Origin of the sequence: Pseudomonas synxantha BG33R (assembly GCF_000263715.2) — a bacterium.
In the GTDB taxonomy this organism is placed as follows: domain Bacteria; phylum Pseudomonadota; class Gammaproteobacteria; order Pseudomonadales; family Pseudomonadaceae; genus Aquipseudomonas; species Aquipseudomonas synxantha_A.
Genome location: NZ_CM001514.1, coordinates 4,679,495 through 4,705,752, shown reverse-complemented (window position 1 = coordinate 4,705,752; position 26,258 = coordinate 4,679,495). Strand labels below are relative to the sequence as shown.

General features: G+C 59.1%; 26 protein-coding genes and 1 pseudogene. 21 read left to right on the top strand and 6 right to left on the bottom strand.

What is annotated here, in order from left to right:
- Positions 1–143 precede the first annotated feature (143 nt).
- Positions 144–1,610, top strand: coding sequence for a purine-cytosine permease family protein (locus tag PSEBG33_RS07000; protein ID WP_005790508.1), 1,467 nt, complete (start codon positions 144–146; stop codon positions 1,608–1,610).
- A complete protein-coding gene (locus PSEBG33_RS07005) occupies positions 1,603–2,532 on the top strand; it encodes a PfkB family carbohydrate kinase (protein WP_005790506.1) in 930 nt (309 codons plus the stop codon). Before PSEBG33_RS07000 ends, PSEBG33_RS07005 begins: the two co-directional genes overlap by 8 nt.
- Positions 2,533–2,636: 104 nt before the next feature.
- Here the strand turns inward: PSEBG33_RS07005 and PSEBG33_RS29795 are convergent.
- The 4 genes and pseudogenes from PSEBG33_RS29795 to PSEBG33_RS07020 all read right to left on the bottom strand — a co-directional run.
- A pseudogene (locus PSEBG33_RS29795) lies at positions 2,637–2,816 on the bottom strand (termination factor Rho); the annotation flags it as partial.
- Positions 2,817–2,847: 31 nt separating this feature from the next.
- A complete protein-coding gene (locus PSEBG33_RS07010) occupies positions 2,848–3,114 on the bottom strand; it encodes a hypothetical protein (protein WP_005790502.1) in 267 nt (88 codons plus the stop codon).
- A gap of 51 nt (positions 3,115–3,165) precedes the next feature.
- On the bottom strand, positions 3,166–3,504 hold the full coding sequence (locus tag PSEBG33_RS07015) for a hypothetical protein (RefSeq protein WP_005790501.1): 339 nt from the start codon (positions 3,502–3,504) through the stop codon (positions 3,166–3,168).
- 85 nt (positions 3,505–3,589) lie between these two features.
- Positions 3,590–4,786 (bottom strand): MFS transporter, encoded by a 1,197-nt coding sequence (locus PSEBG33_RS07020; protein WP_005790499.1) that lies wholly within the window; start codon positions 4,784–4,786, stop codon positions 3,590–3,592.
- 189 nt (positions 4,787–4,975) lie between these two features.
- Here PSEBG33_RS07020 and PSEBG33_RS07025 point away from each other — a divergent pair, with 189 nt between their 5' ends.
- The 6 genes from PSEBG33_RS07025 (at position 4,976) to PSEBG33_RS07050 (ending at position 10,909) form a co-directional block, all read left to right on the top strand.
- The gene (locus tag PSEBG33_RS07025) at positions 4,976–5,455 is read left to right on the top strand and encodes a GNAT family N-acetyltransferase (RefSeq protein ID WP_005790497.1); all 480 of its coding nucleotides are present in this window, start codon (positions 4,976–4,978) and stop codon (positions 5,453–5,455) included.
- Between the two features lie 147 nt (positions 5,456–5,602).
- On the top strand, positions 5,603–6,424 hold the full coding sequence (locus PSEBG33_RS07030; RefSeq protein ID WP_005790495.1) for an SDR family oxidoreductase: 822 nt from the start codon (positions 5,603–5,605) through the stop codon (positions 6,422–6,424).
- A 32-nt stretch (positions 6,425–6,456) separates the two neighbouring features.
- Positions 6,457–7,437 (top strand): substrate-binding domain-containing protein, encoded by a 981-nt coding sequence (locus PSEBG33_RS07035; protein ID WP_005790494.1) that lies wholly within the window; start codon positions 6,457–6,459, stop codon positions 7,435–7,437.
- Positions 7,434–8,933: an L-arabinose ABC transporter ATP-binding protein AraG gene (araG, locus tag PSEBG33_RS07040; RefSeq protein ID WP_005790493.1), complete on the top strand. Its 1,500-nt coding sequence runs from the start codon at positions 7,434–7,436 to the stop codon at positions 8,931–8,933. The genes PSEBG33_RS07035 and araG overlap by 4 nt, the downstream gene beginning before the upstream one ends.
- Before the next feature lie 20 nt (positions 8,934–8,953).
- Complete coding sequence (gene araH, locus PSEBG33_RS07045) at positions 8,954–9,919, top strand: L-arabinose ABC transporter permease AraH (protein ID WP_005790489.1); 966 nt, start codon at positions 8,954–8,956, stop codon at positions 9,917–9,919.
- A 186-nt stretch (positions 9,920–10,105) separates the two neighbouring features.
- A complete protein-coding gene (locus PSEBG33_RS07050; protein WP_005790487.1) occupies positions 10,106–10,909 on the top strand; it encodes an IclR family transcriptional regulator in 804 nt (267 codons plus the stop codon).
- Here the strand turns inward: PSEBG33_RS07050 and PSEBG33_RS07055 are convergent, their stop codons facing one another.
- Positions 10,910–11,962 carry an NAD(P)-dependent alcohol dehydrogenase gene (locus PSEBG33_RS07055; RefSeq protein WP_005790484.1) on the bottom strand — a complete coding sequence of 351 codons (1,053 nt, stop codon included), beginning with the start codon at positions 11,960–11,962 and terminating at the stop codon, positions 10,910–10,912.
- Positions 11,963–12,145: 183 nt separating this feature from the next.
- Here PSEBG33_RS07055 and PSEBG33_RS07060 point away from each other — a divergent pair, with 183 nt between their 5' ends.
- Both PSEBG33_RS07060 and PSEBG33_RS07065 read left to right on the top strand, forming a co-directional pair.
- The gene (locus tag PSEBG33_RS07060; RefSeq protein WP_005790482.1) at positions 12,146–13,039 is read left to right on the top strand and encodes an AraC family transcriptional regulator; all 894 of its coding nucleotides are present in this window, start codon (positions 12,146–12,148) and stop codon (positions 13,037–13,039) included.
- A gap of 166 nt (positions 13,040–13,205) precedes the next feature.
- Positions 13,206–15,593, top strand: a complete 2,388-nt coding sequence (locus PSEBG33_RS07065) for a hypothetical protein (RefSeq protein ID WP_005790481.1) — start codon at positions 13,206–13,208, stop codon at positions 15,591–15,593.
- Positions 15,594–15,700: 107 nt separating this feature from the next.
- On the opposite strand, the gene PSEBG33_RS07070 is transcribed toward PSEBG33_RS07065, so the two are convergent.
- Positions 15,701–17,365 carry an electron transfer flavoprotein-ubiquinone oxidoreductase gene (locus tag PSEBG33_RS07070; protein ID WP_005790479.1) on the bottom strand — a complete coding sequence of 555 codons (1,665 nt, stop codon included), beginning with the start codon at positions 17,363–17,365 and terminating at the stop codon, positions 15,701–15,703.
- A 484-nt stretch (positions 17,366–17,849) separates the two neighbouring features.
- Between PSEBG33_RS07070 and PSEBG33_RS07075 the strand changes: the two genes are divergently transcribed.
- The 11 genes from PSEBG33_RS07075 to PSEBG33_RS07125 all read left to right on the top strand — a co-directional run bounded on the left by PSEBG33_RS07075 (position 17,850) and on the right by PSEBG33_RS07125 (position 25,834).
- Positions 17,850–18,599, top strand: coding sequence for an electron transfer flavoprotein subunit beta/FixA family protein (locus PSEBG33_RS07075; protein ID WP_005790477.1), 750 nt, complete (start codon positions 17,850–17,852; stop codon positions 18,597–18,599).
- 2 nt (positions 18,600–18,601) lie between these two features.
- Positions 18,602–19,531 carry an electron transfer flavoprotein subunit alpha/FixB family protein gene (locus PSEBG33_RS07080; protein ID WP_005790475.1) on the top strand — a complete coding sequence of 310 codons (930 nt, stop codon included), beginning with the start codon at positions 18,602–18,604 and terminating at the stop codon, positions 19,529–19,531.
- Between the two features lie 72 nt (positions 19,532–19,603).
- Complete coding sequence (locus PSEBG33_RS07085; protein ID WP_005790473.1) at positions 19,604–20,419, top strand: substrate-binding periplasmic protein; 816 nt, start codon at positions 19,604–19,606, stop codon at positions 20,417–20,419.
- 9 nt (positions 20,420–20,428) lie between these two features.
- On the top strand, positions 20,429–20,791 hold the full coding sequence (locus PSEBG33_RS07090; RefSeq protein WP_005790472.1) for a DUF4398 domain-containing protein: 363 nt from the start codon (positions 20,429–20,431) through the stop codon (positions 20,789–20,791).
- Positions 20,788–21,600, top strand: a complete 813-nt coding sequence (locus PSEBG33_RS07095; RefSeq protein ID WP_005790469.1) for an OmpA family protein — start codon at positions 20,788–20,790, stop codon at positions 21,598–21,600. The genes PSEBG33_RS07090 and PSEBG33_RS07095 overlap by 4 nt, the downstream gene beginning before the upstream one ends.
- A 250-nt stretch (positions 21,601–21,850) precedes the next feature.
- Positions 21,851–23,290 carry a PLP-dependent aminotransferase family protein gene (locus PSEBG33_RS07100; protein ID WP_005790467.1) on the top strand — a complete coding sequence of 480 codons (1,440 nt, stop codon included), beginning with the start codon at positions 21,851–21,853 and terminating at the stop codon, positions 23,288–23,290.
- A gap of 93 nt (positions 23,291–23,383) precedes the next feature.
- Positions 23,384–23,875 (top strand): hypothetical protein, encoded by a 492-nt coding sequence (locus PSEBG33_RS07105; RefSeq protein WP_005790464.1) that lies wholly within the window; start codon positions 23,384–23,386, stop codon positions 23,873–23,875.
- Between the two features lie 162 nt (positions 23,876–24,037).
- Positions 24,038–24,292, top strand: a complete 255-nt coding sequence (locus PSEBG33_RS07110; RefSeq protein ID WP_005790462.1) for a YkgJ family cysteine cluster protein — start codon at positions 24,038–24,040, stop codon at positions 24,290–24,292.
- 41 nt (positions 24,293–24,333) lie between these two features.
- Positions 24,334–24,939 (top strand): START domain-containing protein, encoded by a 606-nt coding sequence (locus PSEBG33_RS07115; RefSeq protein WP_005790460.1) that lies wholly within the window; start codon positions 24,334–24,336, stop codon positions 24,937–24,939.
- Positions 24,940–25,018: 79 nt separating this feature from the next.
- Positions 25,019–25,279: a hypothetical protein gene (locus tag PSEBG33_RS07120; RefSeq protein ID WP_005790458.1), complete on the top strand. Its 261-nt coding sequence runs from the start codon at positions 25,019–25,021 to the stop codon at positions 25,277–25,279.
- Positions 25,280–25,492: 213 nt separating this feature from the next.
- A complete protein-coding gene (locus tag PSEBG33_RS07125) occupies positions 25,493–25,834 on the top strand; it encodes a ribonuclease E inhibitor RraB (RefSeq protein WP_005790456.1) in 342 nt (113 codons plus the stop codon).
- Positions 25,835–26,258 lie beyond the last annotated feature (424 nt).

Here is a 26,258-nt window from a genome sequence, read left to right as displayed (position 1 = left end):
TTCCAGTTGCTGCTGGGCTGGTGACACACCCCAATCGCAGGCAAGCCAGCTCCCACATTAAAAAGCGTTGAGTCAGGAAGACTGCATAAAGATTCGACTCGCTGCCACAACCACAACAATACAGGCACCAGGAGCACCCCTTCATGAGCAGCACCTCTAGTGGCCAAAGCGCCGGGCAGTTGGAAACACGCGGCATCGAGCCGGTCCCGGAAGGCGAGTGCAACGGCCATCCGCTGCAACTGTTCTGGGTATGGTTTGCCGCCAATATCAGCATCCTCGGCTTGCCGCTCGGCGCAACGTTGGTCGCGTTTCGGGGCCTGGCCATCTGGCAGGCGATCATCGTCGCAATCCTTGGCGCAGCGGGCTCCTTCGCGGTAGTGGGCATCATCTCCATCGCCGGCCGCCGTGGTCGCGCGCCCAGCCTGACGTTATCCCGCGCTATCTTTGGCGTACGCGGCAATATCGGCCCGACCGTGGTCTCGCTGATGTCGCGCCTGGGTTGGGAAACCGTCAATACCACCACGGCCGCCTTTGTGTTGCTGTCCTTGTGTTCGATCCTGTTCGGTTCGGCGGTAGAGGCGAAAAGCGCCCCCTTACTCACGTTGATCTTCATCGCCATCTTTGTACTGCTGACCCTGGCAGTGTCCGGCCTCGGCCACGCCACGCTGCTGGTGATCCAGAAGTGGGCCACCTATGTCTTTGGCGGTTTGAATATCCTGGTGGGCGGCTTTCTGTGTGCCACTATCGACTGGAGCGCGGTGTTCAATGCCACACCTGCGCCGTTGAGCGCGATGATCATCGGCGTCGGCACCATGGCCGCCGGCACCGGCATTGGGTGGGCCAACGCCGGTGCCGATATGTCGCGCTACCAGCACCGCAGCGTCAAGGCTGTGCGCCTGGTGGCCAGCGCCGCCTTTGGCGCGGGCATCCCGCTGGTGTTGCTGATTACCCTTGGTGGCCTGCTGTCAGTGGGTAACAACGACCTGGCGTCGGCCACCGACCCCATCATCGCGATCCGCGACATGCTGCCCACCTGGATGGCGGTGCCTTACCTGATCACCGCATTCGGCGGGCTGTTGCTGTCGAATAACCTGTCGGTGTATTCGGCCGGTCTTACCACCCTGACCCTGGGTTTGAAGGTCAAGCGCGTGCACGCGGTGATTGTCGATATCGTGGCGATCTTTGCCGGTTCCATCTATTTCATGCTGATCGCCGACAGCTTCTATGGCCCCTTCATCACCTTCATTTCGTTGCTGGCGGTGCCGATTACGGCGTGGGTCGGGATCTTCGTGGTCGACCTGATGCACCGGCATTACTACAGCCCCAAGGACTTGCTGGATGTCAGTCCGAGCAGCGCTTACTGGTATCGCGGCGGTGTGGAGTGGCGTGCGTTCGGCGCCTGGGCCGTGGCTATCGTGCTGGGGTTCTGCTTCACCACCATCGGCACCACCGCGCAAAATATCTGGTTCGCCGGGCCGCTGTCCGACTCCTGGTTGGGCCACAACGGCCTGGGCTGGATCGTCACATTCCTGGTCGCAGGCGGCCTTTATGCGGTACTGGGCGGCGCGTCTGATCGTCGCCCGGCTTTGGTAGAGGGTACCCATGCCTAGATTGCTGCATACCGGCCAGGTCATTGTCGACTTGGTCATGGCCCTCGACACCCTGCCGGCAACTGGCGGTGACGTACTGGCCAAATCTGCCAGTTTCGAAGCGGGTGGTGGCTTCAACGTCATGGCGGCGGCGCGGCGCAATGGGATGTCGGTGGTTTACCTTGGGCGCCACGGCAATGGCCGGTTTGGTGACTTGGCTCGCGCCGCGATGCAGGCTGAAAAGATTGAAATGGCATTGACTGCGAGCAGCGAGAAGGACACTGGTTTGTGTGTGTCCCTGACCGAGGCCACCACTGAGCGTACGTTCATTTCCCATATCGGCGCCGAAGGCGAATTGAGTGCCGAAGATTTGGCCAGGATCGTCCCGCTCGCCGATGACTACGTGTACGTCAGTGGCTACAGCCTGCTCCTTGAGGGCAAGGCGCAGCCGTTGATCGACTGGCTGCTGGCGCTGCCGCGAGAGATCGTAGTGGTGTTCGATCCTGGACCGCTGGTCAAGGCGCAGGATTCAGTCTTGATGCGGGCGTTGTTGGCACGTATCGATATCTGGACCAGCAATGGCCCGGAAGCTCTGGCGTTTACCGGTGCCCTTGAGATCGCCGCGGCGTTGCCTGAGTTGAGTCGACATCTGCCTGCGCAAACCTTGCTGGTCGTACGTGATGGGCCCAATGGTTGCTGGGTAGGGCGCACAGGGGGCATCGAGCATGTGCCCGGTTTCAAAGTGCAAGCGGTCGACAGCAACGGTGCGGGGGATGCGCACGCAGGGGTGTTTATTGCCGGCTTGGCGCAGGGCTTGAAACCTGTCGAGGCGGCGCGTCGAGCGAATGCTGCGGCGGCGTTGGCGGTGACACGTTGGGGGCCGGCTACTTGCCCAGGCGCAGCCGAAGTCGATGCACTAGCCAACGAATACACACCAACCTAAATGTGGGAGGGGGCTTGCTCCCGATGCAGTCGTGTCAGTTAAAGATAAGCAAACTGACATGCCACCATCGGGAGCAAGCCCCCTCCCACATTTCGGATCGATGTTTAACCTGCTTTTTTCAGCGCTTGGACCAACTCATCCTTACTCATGGTCGAGCGCCCACGAATATCCTTGGCCCGTGCTTCTTTCAACAAACTTTCCTTGGATTGCTTACCTAATGAAGCCCTACTGCTGCGCAGGTGCCCCTCACGGTTGGTCGCCGCGCGCTTGGGCGACTCCTTCTGGCCCCGGTCGCAGGGCCAGACCAGAAATGACTTACCGAGGGCCTGCACCGTCGAGCTTGCGAGCCTCATCCACACCCGAGGCGGTGAGCTTGATCGGCAGGTTCAACGAGTATTCACCGGCGTCGTCGGTGGTCACATGCCCATCCTTGATCAACCCGCGATCTTGCAGAAACGCCAAGACACTGGCGACTTCTTTCTCACCGCGGTAGTTGTCCAGTACCTCCTTGCCCAAGCCCTGGGGATGAGCGTGCAACAGGCGGGTGAGGACTTCTTTTTCAAGGTTTCTATCGACGTTCATGTGTACCTCTTCACTGGGAAATGATCGGGTGTTGGTGTTGCCAGGGATCTATCAAGGCGCTGGTTGTTTCGGTGCACCTGGCAGATTCGAGTCGTCGCCTTTATTGATCTTCGGCTCATTGACCGACGGGCCCATTTTGCCGTTGCCGACCGCAGCCGGGGCCTGGCGCTGGGTGTCATGGCCCTGGGTGTGAGGGTCGGCGCCGTTGGTATTGTCGATGATCGCGCCGCCGTTGGTATCCAGGCCAGTGCCCATGGATTTCTGCGATTCAGTCGTCGCGTCGGGCGTCGGGTCGGTGGGGCCGGTCGACGAAGTCGCCGCAAAGGCGCTCAGGGACGCCGCGGACAGCAGGCCGGTGAGGGCGAGGGCAGCAAATTTGGAATTTTTCATGAGGGTGTCTCCATATGATTAATGTCCTTACCCTTTATTGGTCAGCCACCCTTTGCTGTTCGTGCCTTGATGGCGACGAACGGTATCAGCTCACCTGTATCACTTTATGTATCGATACTCGCCGCACGATCAGGCGCGCCACGGTGATCGACCAGTTCAGTGCCGCGATGACCAGTACGCTCAACAGCATCGTCGACAGGCCGAATTCGACAATCATCTTGCCCGCGAGCCACGGGAACCCGAAGACGCCGATAAAGTACGCCAGGCTGAACAGCAATAATGCCTGGGACATGGTGCCGCTGGGTGCTTCATTGGCCACCAGCCCATTGATCACCGAGTACGTCAGGCCATACCCGACCCCCAGCGTGGCGGCAGCCACCAGATAGCTGAAGTTACCGCTCACCCCGAACGCGAATAGCGCAACCGCGCCAAACATGACGCCGGACAATACGCACGCAGCCTGATAGGCATCACGCTTGACCACAAAGCCGGCGATCAGCAGCCGGCTGGTGATCGCAGCAGTCAGGAAACCCGCGAAGAACAGTGAATAATCCAGCTGATAGGCCAGCGCATAGCTGGTCTGGAATGACGACAACCCACCAAACACGCAGCCACCCAGGCCGACCATCAAGATGGCGAACGCTGCCTTGGACGTCAGCACGCGGCGGCTTGCTGTCCAGGTAATCTTCGACGCCGGCACGTTTGCGTGCTGTTTGAACTGCGCGTCCATGCGCCAGAACATCACAACCCCGGCAAGGCTGGCCAACCCGGCAATGTAGAACGCTGTCGTCAGGGGCAAGCCCAGCGCGGTGGCGGCGCGCCCGAGCAACGGGCCGGAACCGATCCCGCTCAACATGCTGCCGGACAGCAGGGCAAAATACTTGGCGCGCTGCTGGGGTTGCACCAGCAGGGTCACGATGATCGGCCCCAGGGTATAGAACACGCCCCAGCCCAAGCCCAGGGATAGCCCGAACAACATCAGGCCCTGGCCAAACCCGGGGGACAGGGCAAACCCGAGGCAGGCCACCACCAGCATTACACCCGTGCCCGCAATCGCTCGCGCTGCGCCCAGCGCATCCGCCAGGTGCCCGGAAACGACCACCGCCACAAAAGTGCTGAGCATTGCCGTGGCAATAACACTGCCGGCGTCGTGCTCGTTGCCGCCGCGTGAATGAATCAGCAGCGACAGCAAAAAGGTCGAGCCGTAGGACAGCGACAATAAGAAACTGGCGAGGCAGAACAGCGCGAATGTCTTCGTGCCAACTGCAGACGTGGTGGGCATGAGCAGGACCTGAATGTTGGAATTATGCAGCTTGTTTACCATGGGCGCTCATTGGGATTGTTCTGTGATTACTGGTGCTGGCATTACTCTGGGGCGGAGTAAAAAGACTTGCGTCGGCATGAGATTGCGCTGCAATCGGTCATCAAACCGCCTTAATATGTGGCCTTTGAAATTGCCCAAGGCGCGCCCATGACCATCGAGATTCGCCCCGCCGTACCCAGCGATGCTGCGCAGATCCTGAGTTTCATCACCGAGCTTGCCGAATATGAGAAAGCCCGGCACGAAGTGATCGCCAGCGTGGTGGATATCGAGCGCAGCCTGTTCAGCGAGGGCGCTACCGCCCATGGTCTGATCTGCCTGCGCGACGGTTTGCCGATTGGTTTTGCCGTGTTCTTTTTCAGCTACTCCACCTGGCTGGGCAGCAACTGCCTGTACCTGGAAGACTTGTATATCAACCCGGAGCAACGCGGCGGCGGAGCGGGCAAGAAGCTGTTGCGCCACCTGGCGAAGATTGCCTGTGATAACGGCTGTGGGCGTTTCGAGTGGAGCGTGCTGGACTGGAATGAACCAGCGATTGCCTTCTACAAATCCATCGGTGCCCAGCCTCAGGAGGAGTGGGTGCGCTATCGCATGGAAGGCGAGGCGCTGAGGGATTTTGCCCAAGGCTGACCGACATTCCAAACCGGCTATCAATGGCCGGTTTTTTTGTCTTTGTTCACAATATGGGATGCAAATTTATATATTGAGATATTTCAAGGTCTGGGTTTATAGTCGCTTGCATCAGCACTCACTACCAAAAATAAAACAGGTGAAGCGATGCAGGCACAACCGTTGTCCCTACCCGCCGTGCCCGAGCCGACTTACGGCGAGCGGCTGAAGAACAAGGTGGTGATCATCACCGGCGCTGCGCAAGGCATTGGCGAGGCGATCGTGGCTTGCTTCCAGGCCCAGCAGGCGCGACTGGTGATTGCGGACATCCAGGGTGAAAAAGTCGAGAAAGTCGCCGCCTGTTGGCGCGAACGTGGCGCCGAGATTTGCGCACAACCTGTAGATATCACCTCCAAAGAGCAATGGCAGGCGCTGGTCAATCTCGCCATCGAGCGTTTTGGCCGGGTGGACGTACTGGTCAACTGCGCCGGGGTCAATGTGTTTCGCGCCCCGCTGGAAATGACCGACGAGGATTGGCGCCGCTGTTTCGCCATTGACCTTGATGGCGCCTGGTTCGGTTGCCGTGCAGTGCTGCCGCACATGATCGAGCAGGGCATCGGCAACATCATCAATATTGCCTCCACCCATTCCAGCCACATCATCCCCGGCTGCTTTCCTTATCCTGTCGCCAAGCATGGCCTGCTCGGCCTCACTCGCGCCCTGGGCATCGAATACGCGCCCAAGGGGATCCGCGTAAACGCTATCGCCCCGGGCTATATCGAAACCCAGCTTAACGTCGACTACTGGAACGGCTTTCCCGACCCCCGCGCCGAACGCCAGCGCGCGTTTGACTTGCACCCACCCAAGCGCATCGGCCAACCCATTGAGGTGGCGATGACCGCGCTGTTCCTGGCGACCGACGAGGCACCCTTTATCAACGCCACGTGCCTGATGATCGATGGCGGGCGTTCGGTGATGTACCACGACTAAATCGTTTTCCAATAACAAGAAAGAGGTGGTTCATGTTCAAGAAGACTCTTGGCGCTGTGGCGCTGGCGATGGTGTTCAGCGGCTTTGTATCGGCTGAAGAAGTGAAGATCGGCTTCCTGGTCAAGCAGGCCGAAGAGCCGTGGTTCCAGACTGAATGGGCCTTCGCCGAAAAAGCCGGCAAGGAGCATGGCTTCACCGTGATCAAGATCGCCGTGCCCGATGGCGAGAAAACCCTCTCGGCCATCGACAGCCTCGCCGCCAACGGCGCCAAGGGCTTTGTGATCTGCCCACCGGACGTGTCCCTGGGCCCGGCCATTGTCGCCAAGGCCAAGGTCAATGGCCTGAAAGTCATGGCCGTGGATGACCGCTTTGTCGATGCCAAGGGCAACTTCATGGAAGACGTACCGTACCTGGGCATGGCCGCGTTTGAAGTGGGCCAGAAACAAGGGGCCGCCATGGCCGCCGAAGCGAAAAAACGCAGCTGGGACTGGAAGGACACCTATGCGGTGATCAATACCTTCAACGAACTCGACACCGGCAAGAAGCGCACCGACGGCTCGATCAAATCCCTGGAAGACGCTGGTATTCCCAAGGATCACATCCTCACCGCCGCGCTTAAAACCCTCGACGTACCCGGCAGCATGGACGCCACCAACTCGGCCTTGGTCAAGCTGCCGAGCGGCGCGAAGAACCTGATCATCGGCGGCATGAACGACAACACGGTACTGGGCGGCGTGCGCGCCACCGAAAGTGCCGGTTTCAAGGCGGCCAACGTCATCGGCATCGGCATCAATGGCACCGACGCCATTGGCGAATTGAAGAAAGCCGACAGTGGTTTCTTCGGCTCCATGCTGCCGAGCCCGCATATCGAAGGCTATAACACCGCGCTGGCGATGTACGAATGGGTCACCACCGGCAAGGAACCTGCGAAGTACACCGCCATGGATGAAGTTACCCTGATCACCCGCGAGAACTTCCAGGAAGAGTTGACCAAAATCGGGTTGTGGAAATGACCGCTGCGGCCCTGCGTTTTGACGCGATCGGCAAAACCTTTCCTGGGGTCAAGGCGCTGGACGGCATCAGCTTCACCGCCCACCCCGGGCAGGTGCATGCCCTGATGGGCGAGAACGGTGCGGGCAAGTCGACCCTGCTGAAAATCCTCGGCGGCGCCTACATTCCCAGCAGCGGCAGCGTGCAGATCGGCGCGCAGGTCATGGCGTTCAAGAACGCTGCCGACAGCATCGCCAACGGTGTCGCGGTGATCCACCAGGAACTGCATCTGGTGCCGGAAATGAGTGTGGCCGAGAACCTGTTCCTCGGGCACTTGCCGACGCGTTTCGGTGTGGTCAACCGCGGCGTGCTGCGCCAGCAGGCGCTGGCATGTCTCAAGGGCCTGGCCGATGAGATCGACCCCGACGAGAAGCTCGGGCGCCTGTCCCTGGGCCAGCGCCAACTGGTGGAAATCGCCAAGGCGCTGTCCCGCGGTGCCAACGTGATCGCCTTCGATGAGCCGACCAGCAGTTTGTCGGCGCGGGAAATCGACCGGCTGATGGCAATCATTGCGCGCCTGCGCGACGAGGGCAAAGTGGTGCTTTACGTGTCGCACCGCATGGAAGAAGTGTTCCGTATCTGCGATGCGGTGACGGTGTTCAAGGACGGTCGCTACGTGCGCACCTTCGAAGACATGAGCACCCTGACCCACGACCAGTTGGTGACCTGCATGGTCGGTCGCGATATCCAGGACATCTACGACTACCGCCCACGCGAGCACGGCGAAGTGGCGCTCAAGGTAGACGGCCTGCTCGGCCCGGGCCTGCGCGAGTCGATCAGCTTTGAGGTGCGCAAGGGCGAGGTCCTTGGGCTGTTCGGGCTGGTGGGGGCAGGGCGCACCGAGCTGTTTCGCCTGCTCAGTGGGCTGGAGCGCACCAGCGCCGGCAGCCTGCAGCTGTGCGGGCAAACCCTGCAATTGCGCTCACCCCGCGACGCCATCGCCGCCGGTATCTTGCTGTGCCCGGAGGATCGCAAAAAGGAAGGCATCATCCCGCTGGGCAGCGTCGCCGAAAACATCAACATCAGTGCCCGGGATGCGCATTCCACCTTTGGCTGGCTGTTGCGCGAAGGCTGGGAGAAAGCTAACGCCGATCGGCAGATCCAGGCGATGCGGGTCAAAACCCCGAACGCGGCGCAGAAGATCCTATACCTCTCCGGCGGCAATCAGCAGAAAGCCATTCTCGGCCGCTGGCTATCGATGCCGATGAAGGTCCTGCTGCTGGACGAGCCCACCCGCGGTATCGACATCGGCGCCAAGTCGGAGATTTACCAGATCATCCATAACCTGGCGGCCAGCGGCATTGCGGTGATCGTGGTGTCCAGCGACCTGATGGAGGTGATGGGCATTTCCGACCGCATCCTGGTGATGAGCGAAGGCGCCCTGAGCGGTGAACTGCGCCGTGCCCAAGCGGATGAAGCGCGCCTGTTGCAACTGGCGCTCCCGCGTTCGCGGGCTTGAAGAAATAAGAGGGGTTGGCTATGTCTGAAGTTAAAACTGCAAAGGGTTTCTGGCCGGGGTTCAACCAGCGCAAGTTTCTCGACGACTGGGTGATGCTGCTGGCAGCGTTGAGCATCTTTGTACTCAGCGCGGTATTTATCGACAACTTCCTTTCGCCACTGAACATGCGCGGCCTGGGGCTAGCGATATCCACGGTGGGCATCGCCGCGTGCACCATGCTGTTCTGCCTGGCGTCGGGGCACTTCGACTTGTCAGTGGGGTCGGTGATCGCTTGTGCCGGGGTGGTGGCGGGCATCGTGATCCGTGACACCGACAGCGTGGTTCTCGGCGTGTCGGCGGCACTGGCCATGGGGCTGGTGGTGGGGCTGATCAACGGCATCGTGATTGCCAAGCTGCGCATCAATGCGTTGATTGCCACCTTGGCGACGATGCAGATCGTGCGCGGCCTGGCGTACATCTTCTCCAACGGCAAGGCAGTGGGGGTGATGAATGAAGATTTCTTCGTATTCGGCAATGGCCAACTGATGGGCGTACCGGTGCCAATCATCATCACTGTGCTGTGTTTCGTGTTCTTCGGTTGGTTGCTCAATTACACCACCTATGGGCGCAACACCATGGCCATTGGTGGTAACCAGGAAGCCGCGCTGCTGGCCGGGGTGAATGTCGATCGCACCAAGATCATCATCTTTGCCGTACACGGTTTGATCGGCGCATTGGCCGGGGTGATTCTCGCGTCGCGCATGACCTCGGGCCAGCCGATGATCGGCCAGGGTTTCGAGCTGACGGTGATCTCTGCGTGCGTGCTGGGCGGGGTATCGCTGAGCGGCGGCATCGGCATGATTCGCCATGTGATTGCCGGGGTGCTGATCCTGGCGATCATTGAGAACGCGATGAACCTGAAGAACATCGACACGTTTTACCAGTATGTGATTCGTGGTTCGATCCTGCTGCTGGCGGTCATCATCGACCGCATGAAGCAACGCTGATGTTCGCCCTGTGAAGAGCAAACTGTGGGAGCTGGCTTGCCTGCGATAGCGGTGTGTCAGCCAGCCAATCTTTAATTGACCCACCGCCATCGCAGGCAAGCCAGCTCCCACCTTGGATCTCCTGTGTTCAGGAGGGCGGTATTTGCCATAATGCCGCTCGTTTTCGTACTACCACATAGGCCCGATATGCAGGAAAACGCCCACACCCCCGTCAAAGACGCCGCCCCCACCGGTACCCAAACCCTGTTGCGTGGCCTGGGCGTGGTGCACGCGGTGGCGGCTGGTGCGCGGGATCTGAAAGAGATTGCCCGGCGTATCGGCACCACGCGCAGTACCACGCACCGCCTGGCCAGTTGTCTGGTGGACGAGCGTTACCTGCGTGTAGTGCCGCAAGTCGGTTACCTGCTGGGGCCCAAGCTGATCGAGTTGGGCTTCCAGGCCCGTGAAGAGCTACCGTTGGTAAGCCTGGCGGTACCCTATCTGGACGAGTTGTCAGCCCTGACCGGCGACACCATCCACCTGGCGATCCGTGAATACGACGATGTGCTTTACCTGCACAAGAACCCTGGCCGCAATGGCCCGGAAATGCGCTCGCGGGTCGGCCACCGTATGCCGCTGGCGCGCACCGGTATCGGCAAGGCGTTGTTGCTGGATGATTCGCCGCAGGAGTGGCAGCGCCTGTACCACGCCAGCTTGCCGGCGGCGGGCAAAAGCCTGCAATGGCCGCAGCACCCGGAGCAATCCTGGGCGCAGTTCGAACAGCGCATGGGCGAGTATGTAGCGGGCGGGTATGCGTTCGACCTGGAAGACAACGAACCGTCTATTCGCTGTGTGGCCGCACCGGTGCGCGATGCCGGCGGGCGAATTGTCGCCGGCATCAGCATCGCCAGTACCGTGCCCTACATGCCGCTGGAGAAAATGGCCGAGCTGATCCCTGTGATCAAACAGGTCGCAGCCCGGCTGTCAGCGGAGTTGGGCGCCAAAGCCTGATCAGGCTTTGAGGCTCGCCATGTCGATAACGAAGCGGTACTTCACGTCACCGGCGATCATGCGCGTGTAAGCCTCGTTGATCTTGCGGATGTCGAGCATTTCGATGTCGCAGGTGATGTTGTGCTCGGCGCAGAAATCCAGGACTTCCTGGGTTTCGGCAATGCCGCCGATCAGCGAACCGGCCAGCACTTTACGGCCCAACACCAGTTTCGCGGCATTGACGGGCGGGTCCACCGGCTCGATCAGGCCGACCAGGATATGCACGCCGTCAAAGCGCAGTACATCGAGGTAGGGGTTCAAGTCGTGCTGCACCGGGATGGTGTCGAGCAGGAAGTCGAAGTGCCCGGCAGCGGCTTTCATCTGCTCGGCATCGGTGGACACGATCACATGGTCGGCGCCCTGACGGCGGCCTTCCTCAGCCTTGCTCGCCGAGCGTGTGAACAGCGTCACCTCGGCGCCCATGGCCTTGGCGAACTTGATGCCCATATGGCCCAGGCCGCCCATGCCGAGAATCCCGACTTTGTCGCCGGCCTTCACGCCGTAGTGCTTGAGCGGCGAGTACGTGGTGATGCCTGCACACAGAATTGGTGCAGCGCTGGCCAGGTCGAGCCTGGCTGGGATCTTCACCACAAAATGCTCGCTGACCACGATGCTGTCGGAGTAGCCGCCCATGGTGTTGCTGCCATCCACGCGGTCCGGGGTGGCGTAGGTCATGGTCGGGCCTTCGAGGCAGTATTGCTCAAGGTCTGACTGGCAGGCTTCGCAGTGGCGGCACGAATCCACCATGCAGCCCACGCCCACCAGATCACCGACTTTATGCGCGGTGACGTTGGCGCCGACGGCGGTGACCTTACCGACAATTTCATGGCCCGGCATCAGCGGGTACACGGCAATGCCCCACTCGTTGCGAGCCTGGTGGATATCGGAGTGGCACACGCCGCAGTAGAGGATCTCGATGGCCACGTCATCGACACGCGGGCTGCGGCGTTCAAACGACATAGGGGCGAGGGGAGTGGTGGCCGACTGGGCGGCATAACCGATGGCGGTGTACATGAAGAAACCTCGCAAAAAAGCAATGACAAGTGAGGCGAGCCATTCTGCGTACCGAGCGCACCGGCGGCCATGGCGATTGCTCCGAGTCTCATGCCTATTCGTCCGGCACTGCCTCAAGTTTGGATGTATTGGTCGCCAGACCTGCGATGATGCTCTCATCCCTAATTCGCGAAGTTTTTTACCATGTTGCTGACCCGCCATCTCGATGCCAACGCCACCCTGGTCGCCTTGATTGAGGGCCTTGCATCCCGCGACGGTTTTTCCCCGACTCACCTGCCCGGTGTAAAGGTATTGCGCGCCAGTTGCGATGTGGCGCGCGGGCCACAGATCTACGAGCCGAGCCTGATGTTCGTGGCCCAAGGCAGCAAAGTCGCGTACCTGGGCCCGCGTACCCTGGAGTATGGCGCCGGGCATTATCTGATCCAGGCGATGCCGGTGCCGTTCGAGTGCGAGACCTTTGCCATGGCGCCCGATGCGCCGCTGTATGGCGTGACGGTGGGCATCGACCGGGTGGTGTTGGGCGAGTTGGTGATTGCTATGGGTATGCAGGCCGGGCCGCCGCCTACGGCGCAGACGTTGGAGTCGATGAGTTCGGTGGTGCTCGATGACGTCATGCGTGGATGCGTCGAACGGCTGTTGCAGTGCCTGCACGATCCGCTGGAAAGCCGGATCATGGGCCCGGCGCGGGTGCGCGAATTGTTGTTCACCGCCTTGCGCGGGCCGCAGGCGGATGTGCTGCGTGCATTGGTGGAACAACAGGGGCAGTTTTCGCGCATCGCCACCTCATTGAATCACCTGCATGCCCATTACGCCGAACCGCTGAATATCGAGACGCTGGCCGGGTATGCGCACATGAGTGCGTCGACCTTCCATGAGCATTTCAAGCGTTGCACCTTGTTGTCGCCGGTGCAGTACCTCAAGCGCCTGCGACTATTGAAGGCCCAACAGTTGCTGCTGGTGGAGGGCATGAGCGTGGCGCAGGCGGCGCACAGCGTGGGGTATCAGAGTACGTCGCAGTTCAGTCGCGAATATAAGCGTTACTTTTTGCGTAACCCTGGTGAAGAGCGAGCCGCCTGAGTCTACCGGGTACGCCTGTCAGATAAGCCTTGCTTGCATGAAGATCGAATAGGGAGGCAATACCTGATAACTGTTTCAGCGCGGTGGCAACGGAACTGCTCTGGCTCGTTATGCACTCACGATTGCACCAGGCGAATTAGCGTCTGGGACCAAGGAGGTAGTGCGCGTGAAAGTTCAGCCCCTCACTCATACGATGCTTATCAGCACTCAGCAATCGGCTTCTGCGCTGCCTGCAAACACTGTAACCGCAGGTGAGGTTAACGGTTCGGCAGGCATGAAAGTGAGTGTTGCCAACAACACGACAGTCACCCCTGACCCGAATCACGAACTTGATTTTTCCAAGGGTGTAATTTACGGCTCGCTCGATGTAACACCGCCTACTGCGAGGTATACGTTTGGCGAGCGTGAACGGCGAATCAATGCCTATGCTGGTCGCGTTGTTGCGCAGATCCAGACTATGGAAACTGGCGACGAAGGCCAACGCAATATCAGATTCCAGCACTTGCGTCCGTTCTTGGAGCCTGCAGGTTATTTCAGCGGTGGATTGCTGGCGGCGGGGTACGACCCACATCAAAAAATCACGGTGACGTTCCAGTCTTACGTCAAGGAACTCAATGGTGTCTCGCATCTGACTAATCAGGATGAACGCACCTACTTGGCATGGCAAATTGCAGCCGGTGCGTTGAAGCACGATAAAGTGGCGCCGGGGGGCCAGTTGAACGCCCAAGACATGCATATCAATGCGCAGGCCAAGGATATGATCAACGAACTTGAGGCCCTGGGCAGCGTACTTCAACGTCCTTGGGGGCAAGAAGTAGCCAAGCCGATGCGCGACCCTGAGGGCAAGCTAGCAGAACGCTCGGGGAAAGCGGACGCCTATGTGGTCAAGGGAACATTGCAAGGTCTGCATGACGACAAGGCTACGTTCAGTCAGCTTACGCCGGCGGGCCAGAGAGCCATCATTCGTACACTTGAGGACAATGGAAACGTCGTTGTTCCAAATATATACGGTTACTCTCTGGCCGGTTATGCCTTTGTTCCTTATGTCCATTATCACGGTGATTATGACCATCGACCTGATAAAGGCTTAATGGTTGATTTGAGACGCGGCACTGTCAGTGAACTGCACGGGGATGATGACTTTGCCAAATGGGCTGAAAGAAATCGTGCTCATGTGCAGAACAGTTTCAACGCCCGTGACCGGCAAGGCGGCAAAGACGCGCACTGGCCAAGGGCAGACTATGTTCTGGGGGCGCTTATTCACGGTAATAGCGCCACCTTCCCAGGCAGAAAAAATCTGCTTGCGGATAGGGCCGTACCCGTTCGGGAGACATTCAATTACACCCAATCGAGAGACAGCGATTATTACCTGAAGTTTGGCGATCTGAAGAGCGGCATTGCCTCTCACTTTCAGGCTGTTAACGCAAAAGACGCAAGGTGGGCCGACCAGACTGAGGTCTTTGGTGCGTCGCAGCAGAACTGGAAAGCCGCGAAAGAATTTTGGGGCAATACCTTCGGTTACCTGCCCATCATCGGTAACACCGGCAACATTGTCTTCGGGGTTCATGACGCCATTGATGGCATGACGCAAAATGATCGAGTAGCCGGCGGTGCCGCAGCGGTGATCTCAGGTCTGCAACTGGCCCATGAAATTGTCATGGCGAAGGCAGATGTAGAGTTGGGAGAACCCTCGTTAACCAATAACGCTGGCGCCCAACACTACCGCTGGGAACTTGACTCACAGACAAACGACCTGCAATTGATGAGGGCACCCAATACTGGCGCGTCTTTTCCAGGTATGCGGGAAATCGAGTTAGGTGGCAAACCCTATTACGTCGCCAATGCCCCTGATGCCGGGGACGGCATGCATTACATTTTGCGTGTAGTCGATCCACATGACCCCGACCAGTTGGCCAGTAGCGCCATTGTTGCCAAGCCCGATGCTCAGGGTGTTTGGCGTCGAAGAGGAGTCATGGGCGGTGGGCTGGATGAACTTGAGGGACGATTGAAAGACCCCGTCGGGTTTGGCTCCCGTGCGATGGTGTATGCCGACCCGGACGATGCTGATTATGTGATCAAAGTAACGTTCCCTTTACCGGCTGCCAAGCGCATTGCCGATATGAAAAATGAGGTGGCGTTATTTAACCGATATTATGGAGAACAGCGTGCGACGTTCCTTGGCAGCAATGCTGCTGACACCGTTTCCTATATGCGTATGCCCAAAGTGCCGGGAGAATCGCTTGAGCAACTGATGGCCGGGGATAAAGCCTTGCCCGAGGGCTTATCAGCCAGCGTGTTGAATATGCTGGTCGAATTGGAAAACGCCGGCATTGCTCACAATGATTTGGCCGCAAGAAATATTCTTTACGACGCCAATACTCGCAAGTGTTATCCGGTGGATTTTGGTTCGGCGAAGACGTCAGGGGTTAACCTGGCACAGTCCGATGACCGCTACAGTATTTGGGAACTGAGGGAGCAGATTCAACCGGATAACCAGTCTCTTGAAGAAATGGTCGAATTGTTGGAGTCGTTGAAAACCAATGCCGTCAGTTGAACCGATCAGCGATTTCAGCACCGCTGACAGCGCGTCCACCGGCTGAATCGAAGAAGCCATTGATTCAGCCGGTGCAGCCTGATCGTAGAACCACTGGTCAAGCGGCCTTACATATTCGGGTAAGTCGGCCCGCCCGCACCTTCCGGCGTTACCCAGGTAATGTTCTGCGAAGGGTCCTTGATGTCACAGGTCTTGCAGTGCACGCAGTTCTGGGCGTTGATCTGGAAGCGCTTCTCGCCGTCCTCCTTGGTCACCACCTCATACACGCCGGCCGGGCAGTAGCGCTGCGCCGGTTCATCGTAGAGCGGCAGGTTGGTGCCGATCGGGATGCTCGGGTCTTTGAGCTTCAGGTGGCACGGCTGTTCTTCTTCATGGTTGGTACCGGAGATGAACACCGAGCTCAGTTTGTCGAAGCTCAGCTTGCCGTCGGGTTTGGGGTAGGCGATCTTCTGGCTGTCTTTGGCCAGCTTCAGGCAGGCGTAGTCCGGCTTGGTGTCGTGCAGGGTGAAAGGAATCTTGCCGCCGAAAATGTTCTGGTCGAGCCAGTTGAAACCGCCGCCGATGATCGCGCCGAACTTGTGCACGGCCGGGCCGAAATTGCGGCTGGCAAACAGTTCTTCGTACAGCCAGCTGGCTTTGAAGCTGTCGACATACGCGGTCAGTTCATCACCACCTTCGGATTCGGCAAACAGGCGGTCGGCCACGGCGTCGGCGGCGAGCATGCCGGACTTCATGGCGGTGTGGCTGCCCTTGATCTTGGCGAAGTTCAGGGTGCCGAGGTCGCAACCGATCAGTGCGCCGCCCTTGAAGACCATCTTTGGCAACGAGTTCAACCCGCCTTTGCAGATCGCGCGGGCGCCGTAGCTGACCCGCTTGCCGCCTTCCAGGTATTGGGCCAGGACCGGGTGGTGCTTGAGGCGCTGGAATTCATCGAAGGGCGACAGGAAGGTATTGCTGTAGGACAGGTCGACGATCAGGCCGACCACGACTTGATTGTTTTCCAGGTGATAGAGGAACGAGCCACCGGTGTTCTCGTTACCCATGATATCCAGCGGCCAACCGGCGGTGTGCACCACCAGGCCTGGCTGGTGCTTGGCTGGATCGATTTCCCAGATTTCCTTGAGGCCGATGCCGTAGTGCTGGGCGTCGGCGTCGCTGTCCAGGTTGAAGCGCTGGATCAGTTGCTTGCCGATGTGCCCGCGGCAACCCTCGGCGAACAGAGTGTATTTGCCACGCAGCTCCATACCTGGGGTGTACAGCCCGTCTTTGGGCTTGCCTTCGCGGTCGACGCCGAGGTCGCCAGTGATGATCCCGCGCACCACGCCGTTTTCATCGAACAGAGCTTCCTGGGCGGCGAAGCCTGGGTAGATTTCCACGCCCAGATTTTCGGCCTGCTGGGCCAGCCAGCGGCACAGGTTGCCCAGGGAAATGATGTAGTTGCCTTCGTTGTGCATGGTCTTGGGCACAAAGAAGTCGGGAACCTTGGTGGAAGTATCGCCGCTGCGCAGTACATAGATGTCATCGCGCACCACCGGGGTGTTGAGCGGGGCGCCGAGCTCTTTCCAGTCCGGGAACAGTTCGTTCAGGGCGCGGGGTTCAAACACGGCACCGGAGAGGATGTGGGCGCCGACTTCGGAGCCTTTCTCGACCACGCAGACGCTGATTTCCTTACCGGCTTCGGCGGCCTTCTGCTTCAGTCGGCAGGCGGCAGACAGGCCAGCCGGGCCGGCGCCGACGATGACCACGTCGAATTCCATGTATTCGCGTTCCACAGGCTATCTCCTACTCAAGGCTCAACAGGCTTTTTTTTCTAATGGGTGGAGGTTCGGTAGCGTCATGCACAACGGCAGGACCCACCTGTCTCTCTAGGTGGCGCATTATATATAGACCACTGGCAGCGTCCAATACAAACGTTTGTTTGAATTGCCCGCAGCCTAGGTAAATCAAAGCAACGGGGCTTATGACTGACCATTTTGCCGTATTGACCAGAATAGGCGTTCCGGTCAAGATACGGTCGGTTTCGCGCTTCCCGTAGGCAGACTGCAGGTTTCAAGAGCACGTCCAAAGGTAAGCTGGTGTGCAGTTTACACGCCGCGATAAAGAATGACCTCTCAGTCACCGCTGACGAACGGTCATCATTTTCCCGTGTGCAAGGCCACTGCCGAGGTCTTTGGAGGTGCCCTTGTGTGCCGATGAGCATCAACCGCCAGGTTCGCCTAGGCGACTTTCTTTTCACCGGAGAGTAACGAGGAATCCATGAAGGTTCTTGTAGCTGTCAAACGCGTTGTCGATTACAACGTGAAAGTTCGCGTCAAGGCGGACAATTCCGGCGTCGACCTTGCTAACGTCAAGATGTCGATGAACCCTTTCTGCGAAATCGCTGTGGAAGAAGCCGTACGCCTGAAAGAGAAAGGCGTTGCGACTGAAATCGTCGTGGTGTCCATCGGTCCGACCACTGCCCAAGAGCAGCTGCGTACCGCTCTGGCCCTGGGCGCCGACCGCGCCATTCTGGTGGAGTCCGCTGAAGAACTGACTTCCCTGGCGGTTGCCAAACTGCTCAAGGCCGTTGTCGACAAGGAACAGCCTCAGTTGGTGATCCTGGGCAAACAAGCCATCGACAGCGACAACAACCAGACTGGCCAGATGCTGGCTGCACTGACCGGTTACGGCCAGGGTACCTTTGCTTCGAAAGTCGAAGTCAGTGGCGACAGCGTTGCGGTCACCCGTGAAATCGACGGCGGCGCCCAGACGGTTTCCCTGAAACTGCCGGCCATCGTCACCACCGACCTGCGTTTGAACGAGCCGCGCTATGCGTCCCTGCCAAACATCATGAAAGCCAAGAAGAAGCCGCTTGAATCGGTGACTCCGGATGCTTTGGGCGTTTCCACCGCCTCCACCAACAAGACCATCAAAGTTGAAGCGCCGGCTGCACGCAGCGCAGGCATCAAGGTCAAGTCGGTGGCTGAACTGGTCGAGAAACTGAAAAACGAAGCGAAGGTGATCTGATCATGGCTATCCTCGTAATCGCTGAACACGACAACAAGGTGCTGGCCCCGGCCACCCTGAACACCGTGGCTGCCGCCGCTAAAATCGGTGGTGACATCCACGTACTGGTTGCAGGCCAAGGCGCTGGCGCCGTGGTTGAAGCCGCTGCAAAAATTGCAGGCGTGAGCAAAGTCCTGAACGCTGACAATGCCGCCTACGCGCATCAGTTGCCAGAAAACGTTGCCCCGCTGGTTGCAGAGCTGGGCGCTGGCTACAGCCACATCCTGGCTGCCGCTACCTCCAACGGCAAAAACATCCTGCCACGCGTTGCCGCGCAGCTGGACGTTGACCAGATCTCCGAGATTATCTCGGTAGAAAGCGCCGACACCTTCAAGCGCCCGATCTACGCCGGTAACGCCATCGCTACCGTGCAGTCCAACGCCTCGGTCAAGGTCATCACCGTACGCGCCACCGGTTTCGACCCGGTTGCCGCCGAAGGGGGTTCGGCCGCCGTTGAAGCCGTCTCCGCTGCCCACGACGCGGGTACTTCCAGCTTTGTTGGCGAAGAGCTGGCCAAGTCGGACCGTCCTGAACTGACCGCCGCCAAGATCGTCGTTTCCGGCGGGCGTGGCATGCAGAACGGTGACAACTTCAAACACCTGTACGCCCTGGCCGACAAGCTGGGCGCTGCGGTCGGCGCTTCCCGCGCAGCCGTGGACGCAGGTTTTGTACCCAACGACATGCAGGTCGGCCAGACCGGCAAGATCGTTGCGCCACAGCTGTACATTGCCGTCGGTATTTCCGGCGCGATCCAGCACTTGGCCGGTATGAAAGACTCCAAGGTGATCGTTGCGATCAACAAGGACGAAGAAGCACCGATCTTCCAGGTGGCCGATTATGGCCTGGTGGCAGACTTGTTCGAAGCCGTACCTGAGCTTTCGAAGCTGGTCTAATCCAGCTGCTTCACTTATAAAGAGCCCGGTCTTATGACCGGGTTTTTTTTTACTTATCAGGAGAACCTTGCCATGGAGTTGCGCCCCTGGACTTTACTGCTGGGCCTCACGCTGCTGCCGAGCCTGTCATTCGCCGCCGGCAAATGCGAACGCCTGGTGATCACCGGCAGCCCGGACGCACCGCCCTTGCTGTGGCGCGACCCCCAGGACCCCACGCACCTGATCGGCGCTACCGCCGACGTGTTGCAACAAGTGGGCAAGGACCTTGGGTTGAAAATCGACCTGCTCTACGGCGGCAAGCGCTCCCTGGCCTTGGATGAGGCGCGCAGCGGGCGCATGGATATTCTCGCTGATGCTCCACTGAATCTCGGTGAGCTGGACAACTTCGACTACATCCATCCGGCGTTGATGCAGACCGACTACCTGGTCTGGACGCGCAAGGATTCGCCGCTGGCCTACACCACGGCGGCTGTCCTGCACGGCTACAAGGGCGCGGTATCGGAGCGCGCCCGTCTGAGCACTGAATTCGAAACCTTCGCCGGCCAACAGCTCAGCCTGCAACGCCTGCCGAATCTCACGCCGGCGTTCCAGAAACTGTTGCTGGGGGAGGTGGACTACGTGCTGGCGGGACGCTATTCCGGCATGGCCATGGCCCAGACCTTGGGCATGAGTAACGACTTGGTCGCCCATGAGGTGCCTGTCGATCAGCCCGGGCTGTACCTGGCGATTTCCCATAACTCGGCGTGCAATGATCCTTGGCTGCGCGGACAGCTGACCAAAAAGATGACAGAATTGCCCGCGTCCGGTGTCGCGCAAGCCGCGCTGCAGCGCAATCTGGAGCGCTGGAAAGCGCAATTGCAACAACCCGTCGGCACCCCAACAAAGTAGGGATTTACAGTGATTTTTCGACCTCTTTTCGCGGCCCTCGCCGTTGTCGCTCTGGCGGGATGTGCAACCGATCCTGCGCCGAATGAACAAATGCGCCTGACCCAGCAAGCCCTGGAGCAAGCCAACGCGGTCGGGGTCAACGCCGATGAATCGCCCGAACTGAAACTGGCCGAAGAAAAGTTCGCCAGGGCCAAGTCCAACATGGCCGACCAATCGTACAAGCGCGCGCGTATGCGGGCCGAGCAGGCCGAGCTGGATGCGCGCCTGGCCGAGGCAAAAGTGCTGACCGCCAAGAGCCAGGAACAATTGAACGTGCTTAATACCCGTATCACTCGCCTGCGCAAGCAACTGCAATTGGGAGACGCGCAATGAGCCCGATGATCCGTGGTTTGAGCTGTGCGTTGCTCTTGGGTAGCGCGGCACTGGGCGGATGCGCCAGCCAGCCCAGCAGCGAGCAGGCATTGCAACAGGCGGGCGACGACTTCCAGAAGGTCAAGGAAGACTCCAATGTGCTGCGCTTTGCGCCCAAGGATGTGATCCGCGCCGGCGAGTCCCTGGCCCGTGCCGATCGCCTGTCCAGCTACTGGGGCAGCGGCTCCGACGTGGTGCATTACGCCTACCTGAGCCAGCGCTACAGTGCCATCGCCCGCGAACACACCGAGCAGGGCCTCAATGCCGAGCGCGGTACCCAGCTCGAGTTGGAGCGTCAGCGCCTGCAACTGGCCCTGCGCGAAAACAAGCTGGCCAGTGTGCAGCAGCAGGGCAAGTGGGTTGAAGCGCAGATCGCCAGCCTCACCACCCAGACCGACCGAGGCTTGGTGATGACCCTGGGGGATGTGTTGTTCGATACCGGCGAAGCCGAACTGCAAAACTCGGCCAGCCGCACCGTGCTCAAGATCGTGCAGTTTCTGCAACTGAACCCCAAGCGTCGGGTGCGTATCGAGGGCTATACCGACAACACCGGGGGCGAGCAGGAGAACCTCAAACTTTCTCGTGACCGCGCCCAATCGGTGGCAGACCTGTTGATGGACCTGGGTGTCGACGACAAGCGTATCGAGGTTCAGGGTTATGGCGATCAATACCCGGTAGAAGCCAACGCCTCCGAACGAGGCCGCGCACAGAATCGCCGGGTGGAAATCGTATTCTCCGACGAGAAAGGCCAACTGGGCGCCGCTCGCTAAAGTCTGACGCAATTGCATGTGGGAGGGGGCTTGCTCCCGATAGCGGTAGTTCAGTTGCAACATCTTCGACTGATACACCGTCATCGGGAGCAAGCCCCCTCCCACATTTTGTCACGCGTACTCCCTTCACAGTTTTTGCTGTCACTACGGTTCGCGCTCGATTATTGTGTTAACTGTCCCCGTACACTTCTAAACTGTGCTGGTATGTTTCACACAAAAATAAAATAGCCGTGAAATCGAGTGCTGCGTCATGACCAATCTGTTGCTTTACCAACGTATTGCCCAGCAACTGGCTGAAGACATCCGGCGCGGTGTCTACCAACCGGGAGAGCGCGTGCCCTCTGTGCGCAAGATGAGCTCCCAGCTCAATGTGAGCCATGCCACGGTGTTGCAGGCCTACGCCAACCTGGAAGACCAGGGGTTGATTCGGGCGCGGCCGCAATCGGGTTATTACGTGCACCAGACCCCGGCACTCACGGCGCCGACGCCAGACATCGCCCGGGTCGAGCGCCCGGGGCTGGTCACCCGCAGCAGTATCATCCAGCAGGTGTTGGTCGAGTCACGTCGTGAAGGCGTATTCCCCCTGGGCGCTGCGGTGCCGAGTGTGGACTACCTGCCGGTACGGGCGCTGCACCAGCAGTTGGCCAAGGTCACGCGGTTCCAGAGCCCACGGGCCTTCAGCTACATGTTCAGCCCCGGCTTCGAACCGTTGCGTCGCCAGGTGGCGATCCGAATGCGCGATGCCGGCGTAGTCGTGGATCCGTCCGAAGTGGTGATCACCCACGGCTGCGTCGATGCGTTGCAGATGTCCTTGCGCGTGCTGACCCGGCCCGGCGACTTGATCGCCGCCGAATCACCGACTTACTACGGCTTGCTGCAACTGGCCGATTTGCTCGGCCTCAAAGTCATTGAGATCCCCAGCGACCCCGCCACGGGCATGAGCCTGGAAGCCCTGCAATTGGCGGCCAACCAATGGTCGATCAAAGCGTTGGTGCTGACCACGCGCCTGAGCAACCCCTTGGGCGGCACCATGCCAGAGGAGCGACAGAAGCAATTGCTGCGCCTGGCGTCGGATTTCGATATCCAGATCGTCGAGGACGATATCTATGGCGAGCTGATGTTCGAACTGGGCCGCACCAAGGCCCTGAAAGCCTATGACCGTCTTGACCGGGTCATCTATTGTTCGAGTTTTTCCAAGACCTTGTCTCCGGGCGTGCGCATCGGCTGGATGATCGCCGGCAAGTACCAGCAGGAGATTCAGCGCCTGCAAATGTTCAGCACTCACTCTGCCTGCAGCGTCACGCAGATGGGCGTGGCGGCGTACCTGGAAAACGGCGGCTACGACCGTCACCTGCGTTACATTCGCCAGGAATACCGCAAGAACCTCAGCGCCTTCCAGCTGGCGGTACAGCAATATTTCCCCGAAGGCACCCAGATGACCCGTCCGACCGGCGGCTTTATCCTGTGGGTCAGTTTGCCGGGGCGGGTCAATACCCAGGAGCTGCACGTGCGTGCCTTGCAACAGGGCATCAGCATTGCACCAGGGCTGATCTTCAGTAATACCGAACAGTTCAACCACTGTATCCGTCTCAATTGCGGCACCCCGTGGAACCGCGAGGCAGAGCGGGCGTTGATGACCCTGGGCATGCTTGCCAGCCAGCTGTGCCAGGAAACTGCAGCAGGCTTTTGAGGGGGGCAGAGGGGACAACATTGATCTGCGCCCTTGTCATGCCACGCACAACAAGCGAGCATATGGCCTTCTGCCGTTAATGCTGTTGGCGATATGACGTCTATTTTCCGTGTAACTTTGGTGATTGGCCTGTTAAGCCTGTGCAACGTCTGCACGGTGCTGGCTGCAACGCCGGTGGCTGACGTTAAACCCGCCGCGAGTGCCGAGCAAAAAACGTCGGCCAAGCAGCCAACGCCCGCAAAAAAAGCCCCAGCCACCGGGAAAAAAGCGGTGAAGACCAAAAAGCGCGCACCTGTGGCGAGCAAGTCCAAGTCGGCCCATGAAGTGGCCCAGACCAAACTGCCACCGGCACAGTTGGACCTGTCCCTGCCTTCGGACATGGTCAGGCACTTGCAACCGATCGGCACCATGCCCAAACCCAAGAGCGTGCCCTTGCTGCCGCCGATGTTTGGCGAAAAGCCCACCGATAACAGCGCGTTCCAGATCAACGGCCGCTTGCTCAGCAATGAGATGAAGCTGCAACTGCGTAACGATGAGCGTCGCGATGTAGAAGGCGCCGCGCTGGATTTCGAATTCAAGCAATAAACTGTTCAGTCACAGGTGACCCGGGTTGCCGACCATCTGTCGTAGACTGGTCGGTCATCTTTGTTTTGTGCGAAAAACCCCTGTTGGACCATTTTAAAACGGCTGTTTAAGGGCGTACTCTAGCCCGGCCATCCCTATTGAGTCGTCGAGGACCTGCTGGTCATGAAATGCCGTGAAGGCTGTGGCGCATGCTGCATCGCCCCCTCCATCAGTTCACCGCTGCCGGGAATGCCCCAGGGCAAACCCGCAGGCGTGCGTTGCCTGCACCTGTCGGTGGAACAACTGTGCCAGCTGTTCGGTCAACCGGAACGTCCGGCGGTGTGCAGTGATTTCAAGGCGGATATCGAGGTCTGCGGCAACGACCAGGCCGATGCGATTCGTTTGATCGGCTGGTGGGAGCAAATGACGGCGGCTTGATGGGCTTTACTATCGGAACTTCAACAACAAGGAATACAACGATGGGTTCGCTGAAACGAATGGCTGTGGTGTGCGGTTTTACGATGATGTTCGCGGCCACTGCCCAGGCTGAGGATTGGCAAGTTGCCAAGGACGAAGACGGCATCAAGATTTCGCTGAGCGAAATGGCCGGCTCCAAGTACAAAGCCTATCGCGGTGTCACGGTAATCAAGGCGCCTGTCGCCAAAATCCAGGCTTTGCAGGAAGACGTCGCGGGGGCCTGCGCGTGGATCCATGAATGCAAATCCCAGAAACTCGTCGACAAGAAAGGCGACGAGGCATGGACCTACACCCAGTTCAAGGCGCCGTTCCCTGTGACGGATCGCGATTCGTATATCCACGTCACCACCACCAAAGCCGCTGACGGCAGCGTTACGCGCAAGTTGGAAGGCGTGCCGACTTACAAGCCTGAAGAAAAAGGCTACGTGCGAGTGGCCCAGGTCGATGGCTTCTGGAAACTGGTGCCCAAAGGTGCCAACGAAACCGAAGTGACCTACCAGGTACACACCGAGCCAGGCGGCAGCGTGCCGTCGTGGTTGGCCAACAAGTTCGTGGTGGACGCGCCGTTCAACACCTTGAAAGCCTTGAAGGAACACGCTGAAAAATAAGCGCTGTTGATCAGGTGCCTCCGGGCTTGAGTGGAACGTTTGGCGAGCCCTCAAGGTCCAGATAAATGTAAGCCCACCAATGGGTTTTATCGAGGAGGCACCGATGCCGAAGTGGAATGTTTCTTTCATCAATGACCGCGGCGAGCCGGTAGTCGAGCAATTCGAGTGCGAGCATGAGCCGACGCTGGAAGAAGCCGCACAGATGGTGCGGGTGCGTGTGTCGCCGGTGTTGGAAAAGCTGGACCTTAACGATCTTGCCGATCGTGTTCCCGATCCCACGGTCAAGAGCCTGCATGATCAAAACGGTATCAAAAATCTCAAGGTCGAACCCGCGGCCTGAATATTTCCGTTATACCCATCCAAGCACCTCTGGTGGAGGTGATAGCTTCGCGCTACTCTGCAATCGAGATCAGCGAACGAATCGCTAAGGTCTGGTCTTGTCAGCTACATGCTTGTTTTCCAGCGGTGTTGTTCCTGCCGTAGTACTCGCGCCAGCAGGGCGCGAGCTTCGGGAAGCACGGAAAGTCTATCCATCATTTGAGGAGCACTTTTCATGAGCACAGCCTATCAAGAAGACATCAGCACCAACGTTCTGCGCCGCATGAAAGAAGGCGGTTTTGATTTTTCGCGTTTTCACCCCATCGAGTTCTACGCCATTTTCCCGGATGAGGAACGGGCGCGCAGGGCTGCGGGTCGATTTCGTGGAGAGTCCCTGAATGCCCAGGTCAGTGCGCGCGACGATGGCGCCTGGTACCTGGAGTTGAGCAAGGTCATGTTCGCCACCTACGATGGTATAGGCGACTTTGAGCAAGACTTTGAAGCGGTGGTCGAACCGCTCGGCGGCATCATCGAAGGATGGGGCGTCAAGCAGGAGGTGCGTGGGTTACCCATGTAGCACGTGTTATGAGCAGCGCAGCGTATCGGCTGACCTTTGGGTCGGCCGTTTTTGTTTGCAGGGCTGCACATCGCAGTCTTGCGCGCAAAAAAAACCACCCGGATAGGGTGGCGGAAAGGGAACCTTGAGGAGTAAATCAGTACAACAGGTAACACATTACCGATTGCGCAAAAGCGTTGGCTGTAGGACATCTCCTGATCAGCTGATGGAAGCGATTATGTGCGGTGTCCGCCGAGCCGTGAAATCAACTCTGACTATGCTGTTGATAGTCAAAGCGCGCGTTGCAATGAAGCACTCCACATCACAGCGGGCGTTCTGCGCACCAGGACGGTGCGGCGAAACCGCTTGGTTTATTCAACTCATTGATAACCAGGTGTTTATGTCGATGGCACGGGCCTTGCGAAGGTCCTTGCGTCCCAGTGAC